This is a genomic window from Arenibacter latericius DSM 15913 (assembly GCF_000424985.1).
GTDB classification, from domain to species: Bacteria; Bacteroidota; Bacteroidia; order Flavobacteriales; family Flavobacteriaceae; genus Arenibacter; species Arenibacter latericius.
In genome coordinates this window covers 17,833-38,901 of record NZ_AUKX01000047.1, presented here as the reverse complement: position 1 = coordinate 38,901, position 21,069 = coordinate 17,833, and the positions used below count along the sequence as shown (strand labels likewise).

Here is a 21,069-nt window from a genome sequence, read left to right as displayed (position 1 = left end):
AGGAATATGAAGTCTTACATAAGGATGGTCAAATGAGATTGTTTTGAAAAATAAAATAATGCCCCGTGGGCTTGCCCCGGGGATTATTTACTAATATGGACCATTTTAAGCGCTTTTAATTTAATAAACTTATGCATTAATTAAGACTACCTTCTAAGAATTTAGACGTCTTCTATTAAACTTTCTGCCGCTAAAATTCAGTTAAGGGAAGAAGGTTTATTTATAATTGGATTCCCTGTAGTTTAAAGGCTTTAATTGCAGATGAATTTACCTAATTAAGTTATATCGATCGGGGTATGCTAAATAGGTAAGTAATTGATTAATACGCTTTTTTAGATGGTTATTTTCACCTTAAAATAATATTGAATAATAATTATTTCTGTTATAGAATATTTTTATAATTGATATTATTTTTTCCTATATCTTTGTTTGAATATTATACAATCGGCTATGGGTTTACGCTATTGAAGCCAACAATTAAACTAGGGCAAGAAGTCTATTTCACTTCTACTATACAGACATGGACTGCCAGAAGTATAAGCCTTATCCCAAATCAATATTTTATTAACGAAATTGTAACGGAGGTATTTTTAACAATGTTGTTATGGATATTTCTTATTGGTCACTGAGGTTAAATTAACCTTTCATCATCATCTTAATCTTAAAAAATAACAGCTATAATCTTGAAAAAAAAACATCAAAAAAACAGTGCCGAAATTAAACGTAATTTTTTATTTATCTCTCGGTGGGGAGAAACTCTTGATATTGCATTGGCCATATTAAACGAGGGTAACAATGTAAAAATGTATATTGAGGACAAGCCTTCCCGGGAAATAGGCTATGGCTTTTTAAAGAAAGTTAAGGATTGGAAAAGTCATGTAGATTGGGCAGATGTACTAATCTTTGACTATACCGGCTATGGAAAAGAATGCACTGATTTAAGAGCACAAGGAAAATTGGTGGTGGGTGGCACAGAGTATTCCGATATGTTGGAGTTGGATCGTAATTTTGGTCAGGATGAATTAAAGAAGCATGGTATAAAGATTCTGCCTTCCAAAGAGTTCTTCAATTTTCAAGATGCCATCGATTATGTGAAAAGCAACCCAAATTCATATGTTATAAAGCCTTCAGGTGAAACTCAGGAATACAAGCAATTGCTTTTTGTAGGTAGCGATGATGAAGGATTAGATGTTATCCGTGTATTAAAAGCCTATGAAAAATCTTGGGGTAACGATTTTGGCAACTTTCAATTGCAACGGAAGGTAAAGGGAGTAGAGGTTTCTGTCTCTGCCTATTTTAATGGAAAAGAATTTATCTACCCCATAAATGTCACTTTTGAACATAAAAAATTATTCCCTAAGGAGTTGGGGGTCTCCACTGGAGAAATGGGTTCTAGTATGTTTTGGACCAAAGACTCACCTATTTTTGATGCCACTTTAAAAAAGTTTGAAAAGTCCTTGGCAATAGATGGTTTTGTGGGACAGTTGGATATCAACTGTATTGTAAATGGGAATGGCATATATCCTTTAGAATTCACTTCTAGGTTTGGATATCCCCAAATATTTATACAACGTGCAGGAATTATGGAACCCATTGGTAATATGTTTTACAAATTGGCAGTGGGGGAGCGATTTAAAATTAATGTGAGAAAGGGCTTTCAAGTAGGTGCCTATATGGTGGTTCCTCCCTTTCCTTATGAGGATAAAAAGTCTTTTGAGCTGTTTTCCAAAGACTCTGTAATTGTATTTAAAAAGGAGTTGAAGGAAGGCATTCATCCTATGCACCTTAAAAAAATAAATGATGAATGGTTAATTACAGGGAATACAGGAATTGCCTTAATGGTGACTGGGACTGGACTTACGATGAAGGATGCACAGCGGATGATGATGAATAGAATAAGTAATATTATAATTAATAATGTTTATTATCGTACGGACATAGGAGATCGGTGGTCCGATGATTTTGATCGATTATGGTCCTGGGGCTTGTTGTAGTTTTTATGGATCATTAATAAGTCTCTAATTTAATTCTGCATTTATGGCACTTTTGGAATTAAAGTATAATTATGATGACTTTTTTAAAATGTTACCTCATGATTGGCAAGAAGTTATTTGTCCGGTTTGGGACAAATATAAATATGTGTCTAGTATTTATGTGTTAAAGGATGGGAAGGACATTGTTGTGGGAGGAATTGTCTTTAGAACAATACCACCAAATAGAACCAATTTTGAAATTGAAATAGGAGAGGAGTTCATAGCTAAGGGTTTTCATTATATAGGATTTTTGTTTGTACATCCCGAACGTAGAAACGAAGCTTTAGGTTCTCGTTGGTTGGATGCTCTAAAGACTCAATTCCCTGATCAGGGGTATTGGCTAACCATTGAGGAGGAAGCATTGAAAACCTTTTACTTAAAGAATGGATTTATCTGTTTAACAGAAAGCACTGATAGGGAAAACCCTGAATGGATTTTTATATATGACCCCGTTAAGCCGATATCTTAAGACCTTAAAAAAGCTAATACCATAAAAAACTCAAACAAGGTTTCTGTACGCTTAGATTTACTCGATAATCGAGATTTGAATACTTCGAGGCGTGCTTGCTAGTACCATTCTGGCGTGCTTGCCTCGTGTTAGTTTACTTACTGATCACTTTTTTCATGATCTTCCAAATCTTTACGCAAGTCTAATTTCCTAAATGTGGGGGATACGGCACCAGTAAATAATACAGTTGCCAGAGTCATGCAACCTCCAAACACCACCGAAGTAACAGTTCCCATGAGTTTGGCGGTAAGTCCGCTTTCAAAAGCTCCTAGTTCATTAGAAGAGCCAACAAACATAGAGTTTACAGAGGCGACACGACCTCGCATATGATCTGGAGTTCTTAATTGAAGGATGGTTTGCCGTATTACCATAGAAATTCCATCTGTTGCTCCACTTAAAAATAGGGCTATTACGGAGACCCAAAACCAGGTGGAAATACCAAAGATTATAATACAGATTCCAAACCCAAAAATAGCTCCTAATAATTTTATTCCCGCATTTTTATTTAAGGGGAAATGGGCAGAGGTAAACATAATTAATAGAGCGCCCACGGCGGGAGCTGCTCTTAAAATACCGAAGCCTTCTGGACCTACTTTTAATATATCCTGTGCATAGATGGGGAGTAGGGCCACGGCACCGCCAAAGAGCACTGCTATCATATCTAAGCTTAAAGCTCCAAGAATAACCTTTGTTCCAAATACAAATTTCACTCCTTCTTTAAGACTTTGGAGCACTGGTTCCCCAATTTTTGGATTAAGAATAGGCTTTTTCTTTATTTGTGTAAGCGTAATCATTGCCATTAAGGAAAAGAAAAAAATAAGGCACATGGACCAATGTACTCCAATCCAATGAATACTGAATCCTGCTAGGGCAGGTCCAAGTACCGCGCCCATTTGCCATACCGAACTACTCCATGTAGCGGCGTTGGGATACACTTTCTTTGGAACAATTAATGCAAAGAGAGAGAAAATAGTGGGACCTAAAAAAGCCCTTACAATTCCTCCTAGAAAAACTAAGAAATAGATGGAGTATAAGATTTTATTCTGAGACCAGGTGCCAACTATTTCAGGCCATGTTAGTAAAAACAGCCCCAAACTAATTACAGAAAATCCCAAGATACATTTTAAAAGTAATCCTTTCTTTTCTTTTTGATCTACAATATGACCTGCAAAAAGAGCCATAGATACTGCTGGGATCACTTCCATTAAACCTATTATCCCTAGGGATAATGGGTTTTTGGTCAATGAATATACTTCCCACTCAATGACGATAAATTGCATGGACCAAGCGAAAACCATAGCAAACCGTACTAACAGGAAAATATTGAACTCCCTATATCTCAATGCAGCATAAGCATCGTTTTTTGCCATAGTCTTCTATTATCTATGTTTTATTTATATCTCCCATCTATTGTACCTTCTTTTGTTAAGCGGGCCATATAGGAGCCATTGGATAAGAATGTAAAGCGTTCAGATAGCGTGATAAAATACTAATATCTAATAATTCTTACTGTAATCTTTAAAAGAGGTTACTTATTATGTTATGGTTAGCTTAAAGAATAAGAATCTCACCTGAATTTCATTAAAATCAAAAAGAAACGCATCCTCAAGAATAGGAGATCAACTAATTGTACGAATTCTCCGGGTTATTACTCATTTAAATAGTCTTAAGGATGCAGGTTCTACGTTCTATAAAATAGACTTATATATGTTAGTTATAGGCGGTACTTTCTGGGGATACTAGGAAACAGTAAACAAAAACTGTCTAGAAACTGTATACCGTTATATTTTCTTTACATACTTGGTTAGAATAACGATTTGCTGTCCGTCTACTCTTCCTTCTATAAATTCAGCATTATCGCGGTCTAAGGAGACACGTCTTACAGCGGTCCCTCGCTTTGCCACCATGCTAGATCCTTTTACAGGTAAATCTTTTATGAGGACCACGTTATCTCCGGCTTCAATTATTACGCCGTTGCTATCGCGATGTATAATTTGATTTTCGGCTGGAGCTCCTTCTCCAGTGGCTTTGGCCCATTCTAATTCCTCTTCTTCTAAGTACATCATATCCAACAGGTCTTGCGGCCATCCTTCCTCTCTCAACCTACTCAACATCCTCCATGCAATAACTTTTACCGGACTGTGTTCGCTCCACATACTATCGTTTAAACATCTCCAATGATTTGGATCCGTTTTATCAGGATTTTCAATTTGTTCTTTACAAACGGAACATACTAAAAGACTCCCATCTAAGCCATTGTTTTTTGAAGGCTGAACTTCCAATACTTCCAGATTCTCTGTGCTGGTGCAAAGCTCACATTTGTGATTGCTCCTTTTTTCCAATTCTCGCTCGATATTCATTGCAATAAGTTTTAGCATACAAAATTACACGAATTGTATTAATGGTCCTTATATATGCCTAAAAAATAGAGTCTTGGAGTGTTTATGGATATTTCAACTTTAAGGTTAAAGGGTAATGGTTGATTGTCAATTGATTATTCTTAATCCTTTCACAGGTTACTGAAAATGGTAAAATCAAATCACTTATTTTGAATATCACTTAATTACCCTAATGTTTATAAGTTCCGATTTTTAAGGAGCTTAAAATAGTTTTAGAAAAGTATTTTTGGTCGCTGAATTAAATATTGGAAATGTTAAAAGTAGGAGATAGACTATATAATGTTAGCCAGAATGGGTTCAGTGATTTTATGCGGTATACCTTTTCTAAGGTGGTAAGAGTAACCAAAACATTGGCTATTTTAGAAAATGGGGAGAGATTAAGGAATATTGAAACCAACTCGGCTTTAAATGATGAGGTCTGTTATGCTCAGGCTAACAACAGGTGGGTTTATTGGTATATAACAACTGATGAAATATTACAGAAAGCAGAGGAGGAGAATGAGAAAATAGCTGCAAATGATTGGTTTGCTGCTCGCTCTTTTAATCTGGAAGAAAAAAGAATGATCTATAGATTGTTTAAGGAAAAGGGAATGTTGCAAAAGTCCGAATCGGATAGAGATGGAATAAAGGAAATAATATGGGATTTTTAGGGGGATTCCTAATGATCCCATATTTTCCTTACACAAACAAATCCAGCACCAAAGTCTATTCTTTTACAAGTTTATACTTTAGGCTATTACCAGCTTTAATTTTAGGTGATTCTAGGTGTGTTAAATTCTTAGTGTAGTGGTGACGAATAGTTATTTTTTCTTGTTATCCTTTTATATAATCACATATTTCCTCTCCAATAGTCATAAGGGAATTAATTTCTTCTTCTGTAAAATCGTAGGGGACAGGTTTTGCAATTCCAAGTGTACCAAATAACACATTATCTTTTAATAGTGGTAGGGCTATTGATCCTTCAACCTTTGTTTCTTTAGCAGCAGGACGTGCTACCCCAGAATCATCGGTTTGAAGATTGCACATTTCTACTGGCTTACGACGCTCGGCAGCGATACCTGCCATTCCTTTTCCAATGGGTATCTCCGAAAGTTTAGGTATTAAGAAGGGCGGAATGCCTTGCTCTACTTTAAGGTGGAGTAGGGAGGAGCTTTTATCTAGAAAATGGATGGTCCCTGTGCTACAATCATAATTGACAATAATTGTAGATAACACTTCCTGCCAATCAATAGGATTTGCCGATAGGAGGGGGGTAATAATGGTATTGGGTAACGCGCTTTGTTGTTTCATGTTTTCTTAAAATAAGTCAATAACCAAATTTACTAAATTCAATCTAATACTACCAATAAGTAAATTGCTTGTTGGTCCTTTAACTTTAAGTTGTTCTTAAAACAATCTAATCACCTCTATATTAATATAATTTAATGGAGAATTGATGTAGGGAAAATTTCAGAAATGATTTTTTAACTTTTTGCTAATTAGGGCAAAATAGAGTTATAATAGTTGATGTTAAGCTTCGAGAGGAGTCTATAAAATTTTCCGCATTACTATATAGTCTATACCTGCTTTACTAAATAGGTTGTTGGTTGGTGAAAATCCAAATTTTATATAGAACTCTTGTTTATTGGTACGGGCATTACACCATATTTCAGATAGATTATTTTGCGATGCAAATAGAATAAGGTGAGAGAGGAGTAGGGTTCCATATCCCTTGCCCTGTTCTTTCTCTAGGGTGGCAAATTTTCGGAACTGTGCTTTACTATTTTCAATAAAGAGAGACACTACTGAAACTAAAACTTCATTTATGAAAAATCCAAAATGAACCCCTTCAGCATCATTGGGAAGCATTATAAATGAAATAGGCTTATTTGGCCACATTACTTGATGCCTTAGTTCATAAGTCTCCGCAGCGGTTATTTGCCTTATAGTCTTATTCATTACTGACCAATAAACCATTGACTATCAAATATTGTGAAATGGCGTAGGTACCCATTATCCAGAAATGTGACAGAGGGACAGGAAAATTAAACTTATTGATTGCTAGTATACTATCTGAAAGAATAAAAAAACAAAGCCCCTATCAGTACTAAAACAAAACTTTTCCTGCTCACCATTCCCATTCGGTTAGAAGATGTAATAGCCATAACCAAAATTACCATAATATAAATGATTACTGGAATCATAAAATCTCCTAGGTTTTTCATAACCATTAAAAATAAGGCAACGCCAAAGCTTACAAGAGCAGTAACCATAATCCAGTATTCTTTGGTGAATTTTAAATTACGCTGACTAATAAAAACGATACTATAGCTTATATGAGCTAAAAGAAATGCGGACAATCCTAGCATAAAAAAGATTGGAGATCTATCCTCATAAAGTAACATAATATCACCGACTAATGAAAAACATAAGGCCATGGTGGTATATTGAAATACCTTTTTAGGTAGTTGCTTACCTTTATATCCAAAGTAAATTATCAAAGAAATAACTATCAAAGGCTTGGTAAGCATTCTGAATTCTTGAAACCCCAAATAGCCGAAGAGAAGATCTAGAAAGACAATAAAAATATAGGCGAGAAAAAAGGGAATGGATTTATAGTTCATAAGTAGGTTTGGATGGTTTTTTATGGATTGGACTGGTAAGCCTTTCGTTTCTTAATTACAATAAAACAGAGTGTTAACTGTAATAAAACAGCAATGGCGTTAGTTAACCACAGCGCTATGGCATTAAACCTAATCCCGTAAAAACACCAGAATAAGTAAATTATAACCCACCCGAAAATAAACCCGTTAGAAAGACTACTAGGTCCTTTAAACTTATATTCTTTATAAACCTGTATTGCAATTACCAAACAGGCGCTTAGCCCTGCGGCGATGCCAATACTTTCAAAAATATGTTCAGGAATACTATTGATAAAATTCATGCCACAGTGTATTTAGATATAGCTTTTAAAGACCAAATTTGAGTAATAATTAATTATGTTAGTGAAGGTCTTCTTCAACTATAATAGAAAAACTTTCCTCCTCTAAACTTAGAGTTTACTGGTATAAATATAAATATTTAAATGTTTAGTTTATGCTGTAATTAATCATATAATGCCTAATGGCGCGTTCTTTGATAATAGCTAGTGCTTAATATAATTTGATGCCACTTTCAAGGTCATTTTTACTGAATATTGACATTTTGGTGGTTTGGTAAAGAAATCTAGCGCTATAATTTTACTCCCCGAGTAGTAAATGAAATTCCCTGTTGCCCTGTTGTAGAAATCATCACCGCCTCAAATATAGGCTCGTGGAGATCTGATTTTACGGCCCACTCGAAAATGAAATTAGCTCCCGTACCACCAAACTTATCGTCTTGATCAATTACAATTTCTATAGTCTCAAGTGGTTTTAGGAAAATAGGCTTGTCAAAATAGGTGCGAATAAGGTTTCCTTCGGTATCATAGTAAGATGCCTTCATAATATAAATAGAATCGGAAATACTTACATTGCGCATACTTGCGGTAGCAGTTAAATGATGTAAAGCTTTTTCTGTGCCGTCGTAGATAGAAGAATATATGGAAAGATAGGAGCTGCCCTTTATCAGGGTATCATTTTTGGGTAGCACAGTGTACCTTTTATTCCAGTTAATTGGGTCTAAATGACTAATTTTTTGTTCGTCGTTACAACCTAGACAAAATATAAGTGAAATTAGTAGCAGACATAATCTTCTTCCCATAATGTTGTTTTCAACTTTGTTTGTTCACGTATTGATGTGGCTACAGTAGAAAATTTTTAATTTTCAGATGTTTGCTTGCTCCAGTTTTATCCATGTAATATTTTGGAAGATAGATTAAAGGTTAAGTTTTAACTATTACCCGGTAATAAAAAGTTTTTTAATCTCATTCGCTATATCACCACTTCAAACTATACTTCTTATTTTCGATTTTGATTTCGCTTAAATCTTGTGAAAAAATCATTACTAAATATAATCAATTAATCGCTACCCTACCAAAACTCATACTTTCCAATTGTTAATTGCATAATGTGTAGAGGTTGTTTCGTATTGGTATTGTATAGAATTGATTTTAATCGGACTAAGGTTAATTGATAAAGGTGAAAAGGTAATTTAGTCTATAAATGACATTATCATATTGGAAATAAAATTACCTCAAGGCTTCCTTGTATACTTTTAAACAACGTTCACGAGCTTCCTTATGGTTCACCATTTTATCTGGATAGGTGGGTTTTCCTATGTCAGGATTCCATTTATTAATATACTTTCTCTCTTTGTCAAATTTATCTGCTTGGGTAATTGGATTAAAGATTCTAAAGTAAGGCGCTGCATCAACTCCACTTCCTGCGGCCCATTGCCAATTTCCAATATTGGAACTCATTTCATAGTCCAACAACTTTTCTGCAAAATAGGCTTCTCCCCAACGCCAATCAATAAGGAGGTGTTTACAAAGAAAACTAGCTACTAACATACGCACGCGATTGTGCATAAATCCTGTAGCATTTAATTCGCGCATTCCAGCATCTACCAATTCGTAGCCCGTTTCACCCTTCTTCCATTTTTCAAATTCCTTTTCATTATTACGCCATTCAATTCGGTCGTATTTAGGCTTAAAGGAATCTTTCACTGTATGGGGAAAGTGATAGAGTATTTGCATAAAGAATTCTCTCCATATTAATTCGCTCCAAAAAACATGGTTTTTCTCTGCAATTGCTTTTTTCATAACTCTTCGTATAGACACGGTTCCAAAACGTAAATGTGGTCCTAGTCTAGACGTTCCGTGCTTAATGTAGGGGTAATTCCTAGTTTTTTCATAGTTCTGAATCAGATCTTTGTCTAGCGTGTAATCTGGCACTTCAATATTTGAAGCGGTAAAACCAATATCGGAAAGCGAAATATTGGGAAGGTTATGGTCTGTCACAAGATTGTTTAAATACTTCTCCGAGCTACTTTCATATAAGTTCTCTTTGACTTTAAACTGTGCCTGCCATTTGTTTTTATATGGTGTGAACACCAAATAGGGATCTCCATCAGATTTTACAATCTCGCTCTTCTCAAAAATCACTTGGTCTTTATAGGTGTTGAAAGCCACATTTTTACTTTTCAAATATTCACCTATTTCTTTATCTCTATGTATGGCATAGGGTTCGTAATCCCGATTGGTTATAACTTGATGCACATTATAATCTTGTATTAGTTGCTGGAATATCTCTTTGGGTTTGCCATAATAGATTGCCAAGGACGAATTATACTCCTGTGTAAGTTGAGAACGCATTTGCTGTATTCGGTTATAGATAAAAGTAACCCTAGGATCATTATTGGGTAAGTTATCCAGGATTTCCTCATCAAAAATAAAGAGGGGCAACACAGGTTGGGAGTCTTTTAAAGCAGCATATAGTCCTATGTTGTCTTCGAATCTCAAATCCCTTCTAAACCAGAATATCGTTATTTTATCCCTCATTTTAATTTGTCTTTAATGTTGATATCCCGCCGTCCACTGCAATTACTTGTCCTGTTATCCAAGAACTTTTATCACTCAATAGAAAGAGTGCGGTGTTCCCAATATCCTGTGCATTACCAATTCTTTTGAGGGGATGTCTGTTAGCCATATTTTCTTGCTTTTTGTCATTGTTCAATAGTTTGGAGGCTAAGGGAGTATCCACTAAAGAGGGGGCAATCACATTAATTCGAATTTTGGGAGCGTATTCTGCGGCCATCGATCTAGCGAAACCTTCAATAGCGCCTTTAGATGCTGCAATACTCGTGTGAAAAGGCATTCCGCTGCCTGCAGCCACACTACTAAAGAATATCATACTAGAATTATCAGCCATTCTCGGCATAATATCCTTTACTACTTTTACCATATAAAAGAAATTGATTTCCATATCTGATTTAAAAGTTTCCAATTCCATTCTTTTGAATGGCTTTAGGTCAATGCTTCCGGGCATATATGCAAACCCATGTATTTGTTCGGGTAAAAGACTTAGGTTAAGGTTGTCCTTAGCGGCATCAAATTGAATATAGGTAGTATTTAAATCGTCCAGTCCTCCTTTGGTTCTAGAGGCGATATAGATATTAAAATCTTTTTGGAGACTTTGCGCTATGAAAAAACCGATCCCGTAAGAACCACCTATAATTAAAATATTTTTTTTCATTTTATCTGTTTTTAGATGTTAAACTGTAATCGGTATTTCGCAAACTCAAAAGTTTAAAAAGATTTGAACTCCAAAAAGGGCGTATTGTTCTGACATTCTCCAAATAGGGTGTTTAGTTTTTCTCTTCTATAATCGAATATCTTTTGTAATTGCCTCTTTACTAATATTGGATGGACAATTTGACCTAAAAAGCCAAATGGGAGCTTGTAATCTATAATGTCCTCCATTTCTACACCTCCAGTCACCTCGGTTATAAAATGTTTGTGATGCCAAAGGGAATAAGGTCCAAAACGTTGTTCATCTACAAAATACTCACCCTCTCTTATATGGGTAATTTCGGTTACCCACTTAGTTGTATATCCTGGAAATGGCGAAACTGTATACTGAATAATCTGACCAGGGAACATGGGTACATCGCCTCCCGATAAGATATTAAACCCCATTGCATTGGGAGTTATAACTTTAAGGTTATTAGGATCAATTAAAAATTTCCATGCTCTTTCTTTAGTAATAGGGAGGGTTTGTCTAGAGTGTAATTGGTATAGCCTCATTGAATTTATTTTTGTAAAGATAAAACAATAATGTTTAACTAATTAAAAATAACATTAAACAGAAAAAAATATTAAAGATATTGATGGAGAAATGTCAATCTGCTTTTTATGTAAAGCTAGAATACCAACATTATTATATATGGAGGATTGTACTGTGAATTGTGGCTTAAAAGGGTTAAATTAGCATAAATTCAATAAACAATTTTCACGATGAGAAATAATATATTTTTAGCAGCGATATTTGCTATTACTATTAGTGTACAGGCACAGATAGAGACACCACATCCTAGCCCTTCTGCTACTTTAATACAAAAAGTTGGACTTACCGATGTTTCCTTGGATTATTCTAGACCTTCTATGCGAGGTAGAACCATTTTTGGCGATTTGGTACCTTATGATAAATTATGGAGAACAGGAGCAAATGCAAGGACTAAAATAAGTTTTAGTAATAATGTAATGGTCGGAAACCAAGAGCTTAAAGCTGGTTCTTATGCTATTTTAACGAAACCAGGAGTTGCTAACTGGGATGTTATCTTTTATACGGAAGCTGATGGTAACGGTGCACCTGCAACCTTGGATGAAAGTAAGGTAGCTGCTAAAGTAAAGGCTCAAGTACATAAAATGTCTATGCCTATAGAGACTTTCACATTTAGTTTTGATGATCTTACTAACGATTCGGCCACAATAGGAATTCTTTGGGAAAACACCTATGTAGGGGTTAAGTTTGAAGTGCCTACTGATAAAGCTGTGATGAAAAATATTGATAAGGTAATGAATGGTCCTGGAGCTGGGGATTACTATGCTGCAGCAGTATATTACTTAGATGCTGGCAAGGACATAAATAAAGCCAAGGAATGGATGGAGAAGGCAATGTCTATGACTGAAAAGCCTGCATTTTGGCAACTAAGGCAACAATCTCTTATCTACGCTAAAGCTGGTGATAAAAAACAAGCGATTGAAGCTGCAAAGAAATCTTTGGCAGGTGCAGAAGCGGCTGGGAATGCCGATTATGTTAAAATGAATAAAGATTCCCTTAAGGAATGGGGAGCAAAATAAAATCCTCCAATTATTTAACTTATAAAAGCCCGCAACAAAGCGGGCTTTTAATTTATCTGTAATTAAGGAAGGGGATGAGTTAAGTGATGTAATTTTGTTCCCATAAGATTAAGGTAAACTTGATTGTATTTTATAAAGTTTTGTTGAATCATTGTTTCTAGAGAATAATAGGATTTCACTTCCGTCAATAAGTGTGATTTTCGAAATGCTTCTTACTTCACCGCTCATATTAATTCCAGTCTCTAATACATTTAGAGGTTTAAAGTTACCTCTTCCGTCACCAACGAGGACATTTCCCTTGTTAGCATCATATCTTCCATATTTTACACGTGTTCCAAAAAAATTACCAGCTAAAATTAAATCTAAATCACCATCTGCATTAAAATCTTCTGCCAATATTCCATGTATTGGCGCAAACTGGATGCTTGCAGGAAGTGGAGATAATTTAAAATTTCCATCCCCTAGATTCTCCATATAACTGCTAGCAAAATTATTCGCTTTATAAAGGTCTGCTTCTTCCAACTCTTCCCTGGTGAAAATATCAGTAATCTTAGCGGAAGCATAATCGGAATAGTTCACATACTTTGTCTTTAACATATTTAATTGACCAACAAGATCGTCTTTTGAAAATACAGGATAGTTCTCCCCGTCTACAAAGGAGCACAAAATTGGATCTATTGACCCATTGTTATCAAAATCTTTAGCATATAGGGTGACGGGTTCATCAATGGATGCTTTTAGCTGCGAATTAAGCCCGAAATTACCTACTACATAATCTAAATCTCCGTCATTGTCAAAATCCCCTTCAATTATAGCGTTCCACCAACCATTGGAATCTTTAAGACCATTTATTTCTGTTGTTTCAATTAGCTTCCCATTTTGACTCTCAAAAATTCTTATAGCCATCCATTCTCCAACTATAATTAGGTCTGATTTGCCGTCTCCATTATAATCTGTCCATAAAGCATCGGTAACCATGCCAGGGAACTCCAAGCTTGGGTTTATGGAGGCTGTAATATCTTTAAATACCCCCTTCCCATCATTCTCTAGAATATAACTTCTAGGACTGCGAGGATATTTTCCTGGTACTAACCTACCTCCAACGAATAAATCTAGGTCTCCGTCCCCATCTATATCCACAGTTTTAGCGACAGAACCACTAGTTATCATTTCAGGTAAAGCCTGCTTATTTCTTTTAAAATTCCCTTTTCCATCATTAAAGTATATCTTGTCTTGAAGTTCTTCGGAATCATTTTCATATTCATTTCCCCCACTAACTACGTAAAGGTCTATATTACCATCATTGTCAGCATCAAAGAATAACACTCCAATATCTTCAGAGTTTTTTTCCTTCTCAAATACTTTTTGATTGGCAGGTATAAACCTTCCCGCATTGGTCTGTAAAAATAATTGGCCGGCACTTCCTTTAGCACCTCCAATAAATACATCCTCGAAACCATCATTATTTACATCAGCTATTCCAATTTTTGGCCCTTGTGTGGAGAGTTTATGAGGTAAGAGTTGTTCTCTCTTAAAATCGTTAAAATTGTTTTCCTTATGGATGTGCTTTAAAAGACTATCGCTAGTAACTGCAGTAAACAGAGGATCCAAATTATGTTGAATATTGGTATTATAATTGTTCGCGTTCTTTTGGAATAAGGTTAATGTTTTACCCGGTGTGATATTGTTGAGAATTTCAGTTTTCCCATCGGGCCATTTCACGATTATTTCCTTAATGGTGTTAGCTTCTCCAAGTCCAAATATTAAATTGTAATCTATCGATGATTGAAAACCTCTTGTAGGCATCATTTCCTGCATCATCTCCAAGGTCTCGGTCTTTACGATAACTTTGGAGCCAATACCGAAGGTGTTCATACCTTCTCCATTTAATTTGATTTTTACCGTGGTGTTGTTGGTATGGATATTACTGTTGTTCCGGTAAATAAAGGGGTGTTCGTCAATATTATTTACTACTAGATCTAAATCGCCATCATTGTCCAAATCTGCATAGGCTGCGCCGTTAGATAATGATTTTCTGTTTAACCCCCAATTCTCATTTACTTTTGAAAAAGTAAGATTACCGTTGTTTTTATAAGAATAATTTTCTTCTAAGGTAGCTGGCATATTTTCCAATAAATCCGTGATAGCCATCTCTACCCCAGTCTTGTTTTCATCAATTTTTTTCTGAACAGCATAATTTAAAAAATCCATATTGGTATAATCTCGTTTCACCCCATTGGTGATATATAAATCCTTATACCCATCATTGTCTAGGTCTGCAAAAAGGGCAGCCCAACTCCAATCGGTATTAGAAACTCCGGCAAATTGTCCTATTTCGGAGAATGATTTTCCTTTATTATTTAGATGTAGCATGTTGCGCATACTTTGATGGTAAAATCCGGAATTTATTAAAAAGCTATTTTTATCATAATTGTCGGGGCCAGAAACCATTTTTAATCGATGGTTACCTTCTGGTAGCATATCTAGGGTCATGATATCAGTATAACCATCATTATTAATATCAGCAACGTCCGATCCCATGGAAAAATGGGAGGTATGCCCCATATATTTTTCTAAACTTTCTGTAAATGTGCCGTCCTGATTGTTGATGTACAAGTAATCTTGTTCATTAAAATCATTAGATATATAAATGTCTGGCCAATCATCATTATTTATATCTGAGATAGCAATTCCTAATCCAAAACCCAAAACGTTAGAGGTTAAACCTGCTTTTTCGCTTACATCAACAAACTTTCCATTATCATTTCTATATAATCGATCTTCGTAATCTGGGTTTCTCTTCTGTTTAAGTGTATTAGAGAGCTTACTAAAACTAGCATATTCCTGTACTGAATGGTTTACCACATAGAGATCCAAATCTCCGTCTCGATCATAATCAAAAAAGGCCCCTTGGGTGGAATAACCCGAATCGTCTATTCCGTAGGATGATGCCTTTTCTGTAAATGTTAAATCACCATTATTGATAAATAATAGATTCTTACGTTTATGAGCATCTTTGGCGGCAGACCTACAAACATAGATATCCATAAAACCATCCCCATTAATGTCTACCATAGTAACCCCAGTATTCCAAAGACCTTCTGCGAACACTCCTGCTTTTTCTGCAATTTCTTCAAATTCCCAATCCCCTTTATTAATATAAAGCCTGCTTCCTACCATACTCCCAGTGAAGTAAATGTCCTGAAGGCCATCATTGTTAAGATCCCCTATAGCTACGCCACCACCATTGTAGATATACCCATAGGTTAGAATATTAAATTCTTCGGTTTCTTTTAGAATAGGCTTAAATGTAATTCCTGTTTTACTACTAGATAATAAAGAGAACATTTTACTTTCATCAACTTGTTGGCAGGATATAATTAACGCCATAAAAGAAAGTAAGCTGATTCTAAATATTAAATTTTTCATGCGAGTTGGTTAAATGGAAAGTTTATTGATTGATAGAAACTTTTATAAAAAAGGTATCTTAAACTTAGGAATATAACTAAAACTGTAGGTTAAATTATAAATGCAATACATTAAGTGAGTATTATAATTTGAAGTGGTTTAAACCTACAACCTTCAGTTTCTCCGTAATAAAAATACTGTTTGTAGAGTTATTATTATGAAAAAGACCTGTAGGTTTTAATCCACAGGTCTTTTAAAATTAGATAATAATATTATTAAAAATTAGGTGCACCTGTATCCCACCACAGTCTAGTATTTATTTCATCAGGTCCACCAAGTTTCTGAGTAGCATCGGCAACACCAGCGGCATTTCCTTCTCTCTCGGTTTGCACAAAAGGCATTCTTTTAATTGATTCACCTTCAGGTACTACCCCCCAGTCGGAATTACTACTGTTTTGGTAAACTGGAGGAAGTTTAGGATAGCCTGTTCTTCTATAATCTACCCATGCTTCCATTTCATTGGTATAGGCGGCAATCCATTTTTGTGTAATAATTTTTTCCAATTTTACTTCATTACTTGCTGATTCATCCCAAGCAACGGTATTGGTGATTTGGTTGGTAAAATCGTTCACCGTACCCGGAGCCACTGGGTCATTATAATCTATAGGCAAGCTTGTATTATCTGCCAAATAGTCTTCTACACCACCGGCACCCCATAAGGCAAAGGAGGCTCTAACTCCAGCTTCGTAATGAGTTTTAGCCATAGCTGCACCACCAGACCCTGCCCATTCGCGCAAGGCAGCTTCTGCTTTTAGAAAGTGAACTTCATCTGCACTCATAACTTTACGTTTGGTAACTTTAGCAGGCTCATTAAAATCTGGATTAAGTGTAGAAAAGCCTAGACGGTCATCCTTAGCTACTATTTCAGCGCCGTTTCGAATTCCTTTATATGGCCAATCTGGATGATCGCTAACCAATGACATGTCTTCAACTGGTGAAAAGAACTTTTCAATTCTTGCATCCTTATAACCAATTAGGATAGACTCCATAGTAGCGCTCATCCGGGTATCACCCCATTCAAATGCAATTTGTGCCGGATGAAATTTTGCACCGTAAAGTGAAATATTAAAGTTATCATCATTGCTTTCAATCAATCCTGCAGAGTCTGCCAAGGCTTTTTCTCCTTCTGCTTTTGCCATTGCGGGGGCTACCTTAGAAATACGCATTGCCAATTGTAATCGTAAGGAGTTGGCATATCTTGCCCATTTGCTAACATCACCATCATAACTGGCATCAAAATTCTTTAATCCAGCATAATCGGTATTTGCTTTGAACTCTGCGATAATTCTATCTAAATCTGCGAAAAAAGCAGTGTAGAGCGTTTCTTCATCATCGTACAAGGCGTTTTCAGTTGATCCATAATTGGTATAAATTATTGGTCCATAATAAGTAGTAACTCTAGACATAGAGATAATTTTTATCAAATTAGCCCATTCTACAAAAACCGTATAACCACCCTCCTTTGCAATTTCTATAACTTGGTCTGCTGGAGCCATTACATTGTCGTATTCCCTAGCCCAATACCCGTTCCAACGAATATAGAATGTAGTGTTGTTTACACCGCCCACAAACGGGGTAGGGGTAGCCAAATGCTGGGAAAAAGTAACATTTGTTAGGTTGTGGTCTATTTGATTACCAAAAATCTGACTTAACATGGAAGGATAAAAGGCCCCAACATGATTAAAATCTTCCTGTAAAGATTCACCCGAAAGTTGATACGGATTGGTGTTGGTTTCTTCAAAATCCTTGGTACATGCACTAAAGGCAAATACCATTGTAATTAGATATATTAACTTTTTCATTTGTTATAAATTAAAATGTTACTTTAAGATTAAAACCATAGGTTCCTGTTGAGGGTAGGTTGAAGTTATCCAACCCCTGTGAATTTCGAGATGTGCTCATTGCTAATTCTGGATCAAAAGGAGCTTCCTTGCTGATAAAGAATAGGTTGTTTCCAATAAATGATAAAGTGGCTGATTTTATGGGGAGTCCCAGTTTATCAACATCTATATTATAACCTAAAGAAAGCTGACTCAATCGAATATTGGTACGGTCATATACATAAGCCTCACCAACCCCATTACGATCCCCGATGGCTCTATACCAAGTTTCCGCCCCAACGGTAGTAATAGCATTTCCTGAGGTTTTGTCCACCCCGTTTACAGTAACACCACCTGCATCACGTGCATCCGCAGATCTTTGTGATACCCCAGCGCCATCTAACATCGACTCTGTTTGGCTAAATACTTTGCCTCCGAACTTGCCGTTTATTTGCACTCCTAAATTGAACCTTTTGTAGCTTAAGTTGTTATTCCAACCTAATGACCATTCTGGATCTAAGTTTCCAACGTATTCGGCCAAAGGAGTTCTAGTAGGTTTACCTGCGTCAAAAACAATACGTCCTTGTTCGTCTCTAACGAATTTTCGAACATAAATATCGTTGAAAGAACCGCCCTTTTTCAATTTTGAAGTATATCCCTCAGAGGAACCTAGATTAATTTCCTTATCCTCATCTGGGCCTAAGTCCACAATTTCATTAACATTTTTCGTGAAATTAAATGCCGTAACCCATTCTACATTATCTGTCCTTACAGGAGTTGCGCTTAAGGTAATTTCTACCCCTTTGTTAGTAACTTCTCCAGCGTTGATGAATTTTGTGGTAAATCCACCTTCAGATTCGGATTGTAACAAGGGGATCTCGATAAACTGATCATTACTAATAATATTGTAATACGTAAAATCAAAAGCTAAGCGGTTTTGAAAAAATCGCCAATCTGTACCAAACTCCCAACTAGTTATGATTTCAGGTTTTGCATCAAAAAATGGTTTTACCGTATTTCTATTAACACCTCCATTTACAGAAATAGAATTTTGAGGATTTATTCTATTAAATGGCACTTCGTTACCTACTTGGGTGTAAGATGCTCTTAACTTCCCAAAACTTATACTCTCTGGAAGAGTAAACATATCACTTACTATTGCAGTAACTCCAACGGATGGATAAAAATAAGAGTCATTTCCTGTAAGTGCTAAAGTGGAGGCCCAATCGTTTCTTCCTGCAAGATCTAAAAACAGCATTTCTTTATATCCTAACTGAACGTTGGCAAATACTCCTTGTTTAATAACCGAACCACCATAGGTGGACTGAACTTGAACATTGTTAGGTAGGTTTTGAAATAGGTATTGATTGGGATATAATAAACCATCGGTGCCCGTATTTACACTTACTCCGTCTCCATAAATTGTTTTCTGATAACTTCCACCTAGTACTCCATTAAAGCTTATAGCTTCAGATAAATCTGTGTTATAACTAAGGATAGCATCTGTATAGGCTAACTTATCATCATATTTTCTGTAGTCCCAAGCACCTTTAGGGTGAACGTTAGTACTATTGGATGTTGCTGCATGTTGCTGTTCATATTCTTTAACAGCGTAATCATAGTTTCCTCTAACTTGGAATGCAAGTTCTTCCGTAATATCATAAGCAATATTTAAACTACCTATTATTCTTTTACTATTGTCCGTTCTAGGTTGCTTATTAATAATCCAATATGGGTTTGACTGATGATGATCGCTAACAAACCAGTTTTGTGCATATAAATTTCTATCTTCATTAAATACTTGATAGTTATTCTTAAAATCATAAAAATTACGATTTCTAGGAAACATATATAACCCTGTAAGTGGATTTAAGTAATATCCAGAAGGTAATCTGTTCTTAGTTTCCTCTATGGCCATAATGACATTGGAAGTTATCGTAACCTTATCGTTAAACATTTTTGTAGACTGCTTAAAGGTAAAGTTGTTCTTTTGATATTTATTTTCTGGAGTAATACCAGAAGCTGTAGTGTTCCCATAAGAGAAGTAGGCTGTAGTCTTATCGTTGCCACCACTAACAGTTAGGGTATTGTTGAAATTATGTCCTGTTTGAAAAAACTCTTCTACATAATTATCCTGATAATCTCCAGGTGTTGTAGACCAACTTTCCTTTGCACTTCCAATAGCTCCATATTTAAATTGAAGGTCTGGAAGTTCTAGAAAATGCTCAAAAGTATAACCAGAATTAAATGTCACCGTAGTTTTTCCAGAAACACCTTGTTTCGTGGTTATCAGAACTACTCCGTTTGCTCCTTGGCTCCCATAAAGTACAGCTGCGTTAGATCCTTTAAGGATGCTGATACTAGCGATATCATCTGGATTAATTGCTGATAGGCCATCTCCGCCATCAGTACCACCCCACATACCTGGTTGTGAACCCTTATTGTTTGCCATAGGAATACCATCTATTACAAACAGTGGAGAGCTATCTCCACTTAAAGATTTATTTCCTCTAAGTACTATTTGGGTAGAACCACCTGCTCCGGAAGTGCTCTTTTTTATTTCAACACCAGCAGCCTTTCCAGCGATACTATTCATGAAATTAGGGTCCCTAGTTTTTGTTAACTCGTCAGATTGTACGGATTGTTGCGAATAGGTAAGCGCCTTTGCTTGCCTCTTAATTCCTAATGCAGTAACAACTACTTCTCCTAGTTGTTCTGCGTCTCCTTCCATGGAAACATTTATGGTGTTTGATGCGCCAACGGTAATAGATTGGGATTTCATCCCTATAAATGAAAACACTAATACATCACCGCTAGAAGCTTCAATGGTATAATTTCCATCAAAATCGGTCTGTGTACCAACAGTGCTTCCCTGCACAAGAATATTTACACCTGGTAAAGGGGAACCGTCCGTTGCATCAGTGACGACTCCGGTCAAAGTTTTATTTTGAGCTAGCAAGGGCTGTATCCCTAAAGCTAGTACTAAAAAGAATATTAGTTTTTTGAACATGATTAATCATTTTGAGTTAAAAATCGGTTGATTGTTAAAGTAAAGTTAATAACGAAAGTATATTAAAAATTT

Annotated in this window: 18 protein-coding genes; 4 read left to right on the top strand and 14 right to left on the bottom strand. The window is 35.8% G+C overall.

The genetic code is table 11. The annotated features are described in order from the left end of the window. Window positions 1–683: 683 nt before the first annotated feature. Window positions 684–1,994 carry a phosphoribosylamine--glycine ligase gene (locus H344_RS0113600; protein ID WP_051254326.1) on the top strand — a complete coding sequence of 437 codons (1,311 nt, stop codon included), beginning with the start codon at window positions 684–686 and terminating at the stop codon, window positions 1,992–1,994. A gap of 43 nt (window positions 1,995–2,037) precedes the next feature. After that, window positions 2,038–2,502 (top strand): GNAT family N-acetyltransferase, encoded by a 465-nt coding sequence (locus H344_RS0113595; protein ID WP_026810819.1) that lies wholly within the window; start codon window positions 2,038–2,040, stop codon window positions 2,500–2,502. Window positions 2,503–2,639: 137 nt separating this feature from the next. Here H344_RS0113595 and H344_RS0113590 read toward each other — a convergent pair whose 3' ends face one another. Together H344_RS0113590 and H344_RS0113585 are read right to left on the bottom strand one after the other, a co-directional pair. Next, window positions 2,640–3,911 (bottom strand): MFS transporter, encoded by a 1,272-nt coding sequence (locus tag H344_RS0113590; protein ID WP_026810818.1) that lies wholly within the window; start codon window positions 3,909–3,911, stop codon window positions 2,640–2,642. A 411-nt stretch (window positions 3,912–4,322) separates the two neighbouring features. Beyond that, a complete protein-coding gene (locus tag H344_RS0113585; RefSeq protein ID WP_026810817.1) occupies window positions 4,323–4,901 on the bottom strand; it encodes a PhnA domain-containing protein in 579 nt (192 codons plus the stop codon). A gap of 290 nt (window positions 4,902–5,191) precedes the next feature. Between H344_RS0113585 and H344_RS20325 the strand changes: the two genes are divergently transcribed. Beyond that, window positions 5,192–5,590, top strand: coding sequence for a hypothetical protein (locus H344_RS20325; RefSeq protein WP_051254325.1), 399 nt, complete (start codon window positions 5,192–5,194; stop codon window positions 5,588–5,590). A 163-nt stretch (window positions 5,591–5,753) separates the two neighbouring features. Here the strand turns inward: H344_RS20325 and H344_RS0113575 are convergent, their stop codons facing one another. From H344_RS0113575 to H344_RS20315, 9 genes are all read right to left on the bottom strand, one after another. Further along, complete coding sequence (locus H344_RS0113575) at window positions 5,754–6,230, bottom strand: GAF domain-containing protein (protein WP_026810816.1); 477 nt, start codon at window positions 6,228–6,230, stop codon at window positions 5,754–5,756. 237 nt (window positions 6,231–6,467) lie between these two features. Then, on the bottom strand, window positions 6,468–6,878 hold the full coding sequence (locus H344_RS0113570) for a GNAT family N-acetyltransferase (protein ID WP_026810815.1): 411 nt from the start codon (window positions 6,876–6,878) through the stop codon (window positions 6,468–6,470). After that, on the bottom strand, window positions 6,871–6,978 hold the full coding sequence (locus tag H344_RS22435; RefSeq protein WP_394330145.1) for a lysoplasmalogenase family protein: 108 nt from the start codon (window positions 6,976–6,978) through the stop codon (window positions 6,871–6,873). The genes H344_RS0113570 and H344_RS22435 overlap by 8 nt, the downstream gene beginning before the upstream one ends. Before the next feature lie 10 nt (window positions 6,979–6,988). Next, window positions 6,989–7,543, bottom strand: a complete 555-nt coding sequence (locus H344_RS20320; RefSeq protein ID WP_051254324.1) for a lysoplasmalogenase — start codon at window positions 7,541–7,543, stop codon at window positions 6,989–6,991. Between the two features lie 20 nt (window positions 7,544–7,563). Continuing rightward, window positions 7,564–7,863: a PQ-loop repeat-containing protein gene (locus H344_RS0113560; RefSeq protein WP_026810814.1), complete on the bottom strand. Its 300-nt coding sequence runs from the start codon at window positions 7,861–7,863 to the stop codon at window positions 7,564–7,566. Window positions 7,864–8,150: 287 nt separating this feature from the next. Beyond that, window positions 8,151–8,549, bottom strand: coding sequence for a DUF3124 domain-containing protein (locus H344_RS0113555; protein WP_316929563.1), 399 nt, complete (start codon window positions 8,547–8,549; stop codon window positions 8,151–8,153). 538 nt (window positions 8,550–9,087) lie between these two features. Then, window positions 9,088–10,398, bottom strand: a complete 1,311-nt coding sequence (locus tag H344_RS0113550) for a cryptochrome/photolyase family protein (protein WP_026810812.1) — start codon at window positions 10,396–10,398, stop codon at window positions 9,088–9,090. 1 nt (window position 10,399) lies between these two features. Further along, a complete protein-coding gene (locus H344_RS0113545) occupies window positions 10,400–11,092 on the bottom strand; it encodes an SDR family NAD(P)-dependent oxidoreductase (RefSeq protein ID WP_026810811.1) in 693 nt (230 codons plus the stop codon). A gap of 53 nt (window positions 11,093–11,145) precedes the next feature. Further along, window positions 11,146–11,643: an SRPBCC family protein gene (locus tag H344_RS20315; protein WP_034256655.1), complete on the bottom strand. Its 498-nt coding sequence runs from the start codon at window positions 11,641–11,643 to the stop codon at window positions 11,146–11,148. Window positions 11,644–11,853: 210 nt separating this feature from the next. Between H344_RS20315 and H344_RS0113535 the strand changes: the two genes are divergently transcribed. Next, a complete protein-coding gene (locus tag H344_RS0113535) occupies window positions 11,854–12,699 on the top strand; it encodes a DUF2911 domain-containing protein (RefSeq protein ID WP_026810810.1) in 846 nt (281 codons plus the stop codon). Window positions 12,700–12,807: 108 nt separating this feature from the next. On the opposite strand, the gene H344_RS20310 is transcribed toward H344_RS0113535, so the two are convergent. The 3 genes from H344_RS20310 to H344_RS20305 form a co-directional block, all read right to left on the bottom strand. Beyond that, window positions 12,808–16,128: a VCBS repeat-containing protein gene (locus H344_RS20310; RefSeq protein WP_034256654.1), complete on the bottom strand. Its 3,321-nt coding sequence runs from the start codon at window positions 16,126–16,128 to the stop codon at window positions 12,808–12,810. Between the two features lie 254 nt (window positions 16,129–16,382). Beyond that, entirely contained in the window at window positions 16,383–17,969 is a 1,587-nt protein-coding gene (locus H344_RS0113525) for a SusD/RagB family nutrient-binding outer membrane lipoprotein (protein WP_026810809.1), read from the bottom strand. Between the two features lie 10 nt (window positions 17,970–17,979). After that, the gene (locus H344_RS20305; RefSeq protein WP_051254323.1) at window positions 17,980–20,997 is read right to left on the bottom strand and encodes a SusC/RagA family TonB-linked outer membrane protein; all 3,018 of its coding nucleotides are present in this window, start codon (window positions 20,995–20,997) and stop codon (window positions 17,980–17,982) included. Between the last annotated feature and the right edge of the window lie 72 nt (window positions 20,998–21,069).

Excerpts from the sequence above, each read along its gene's own strand:
- H344_RS0113595 (WP_026810819.1), top strand. The coding sequence starts at position 2,038 with ATGGCACTTTTGGAATTAAAGTATAATTATGATGACTTTTTTAAAATG.
- H344_RS0113590 (WP_026810818.1), bottom strand. The coding sequence starts at position 3,911 with ATGGCAAAAAACGATGCTTATGCTGCATTGAGATATAGGGAGTTCAAT.
- H344_RS0113585 (WP_026810817.1), bottom strand. The coding sequence starts at position 4,901 with ATGAATATCGAGCGAGAATTGGAAAAAAGGAGCAATCACAAATGTGAG.
- H344_RS20325 (WP_051254325.1), top strand. The coding sequence starts at position 5,192 with ATGTTAAAAGTAGGAGATAGACTATATAATGTTAGCCAGAATGGGTTC.
- H344_RS0113575 (WP_026810816.1), bottom strand. The coding sequence starts at position 6,230 with ATGAAACAACAAAGCGCGTTACCCAATACCATTATTACCCCCCTCCTA.
- H344_RS0113570 (WP_026810815.1), bottom strand. The coding sequence starts at position 6,878 with ATGAATAAGACTATAAGGCAAATAACCGCTGCGGAGACTTATGAACTA.
- H344_RS20320 (WP_051254324.1), bottom strand. The coding sequence starts at position 7,543 with ATGAACTATAAATCCATTCCCTTTTTTCTCGCCTATATTTTTATTGTC.
- H344_RS0113560 (WP_026810814.1), bottom strand. The coding sequence starts at position 7,863 with ATGAATTTTATCAATAGTATTCCTGAACATATTTTTGAAAGTATTGGC.
- H344_RS0113550 (WP_026810812.1), bottom strand. The coding sequence starts at position 10,398 with ATGAGGGATAAAATAACGATATTCTGGTTTAGAAGGGATTTGAGATTC.
- H344_RS0113545 (WP_026810811.1), bottom strand. The coding sequence starts at position 11,092 with ATGAAAAAAAATATTTTAATTATAGGTGGTTCTTACGGGATCGGTTTT.
- H344_RS20315 (WP_034256655.1), bottom strand. The coding sequence starts at position 11,643 with ATGAGGCTATACCAATTACACTCTAGACAAACCCTCCCTATTACTAAA.
- H344_RS0113535 (WP_026810810.1), top strand. The coding sequence starts at position 11,854 with ATGAGAAATAATATATTTTTAGCAGCGATATTTGCTATTACTATTAGT.
- H344_RS20310 (WP_034256654.1), bottom strand. The coding sequence starts at position 16,128 with ATGAAAAATTTAATATTTAGAATCAGCTTACTTTCTTTTATGGCGTTA.
- H344_RS0113525 (WP_026810809.1), bottom strand. The coding sequence starts at position 17,969 with ATGAAAAAGTTAATATATCTAATTACAATGGTATTTGCCTTTAGTGCA.
- H344_RS20305 (WP_051254323.1), bottom strand. The coding sequence starts at position 20,997 with ATGTTCAAAAAACTAATATTCTTTTTAGTACTAGCTTTAGGGATACAG.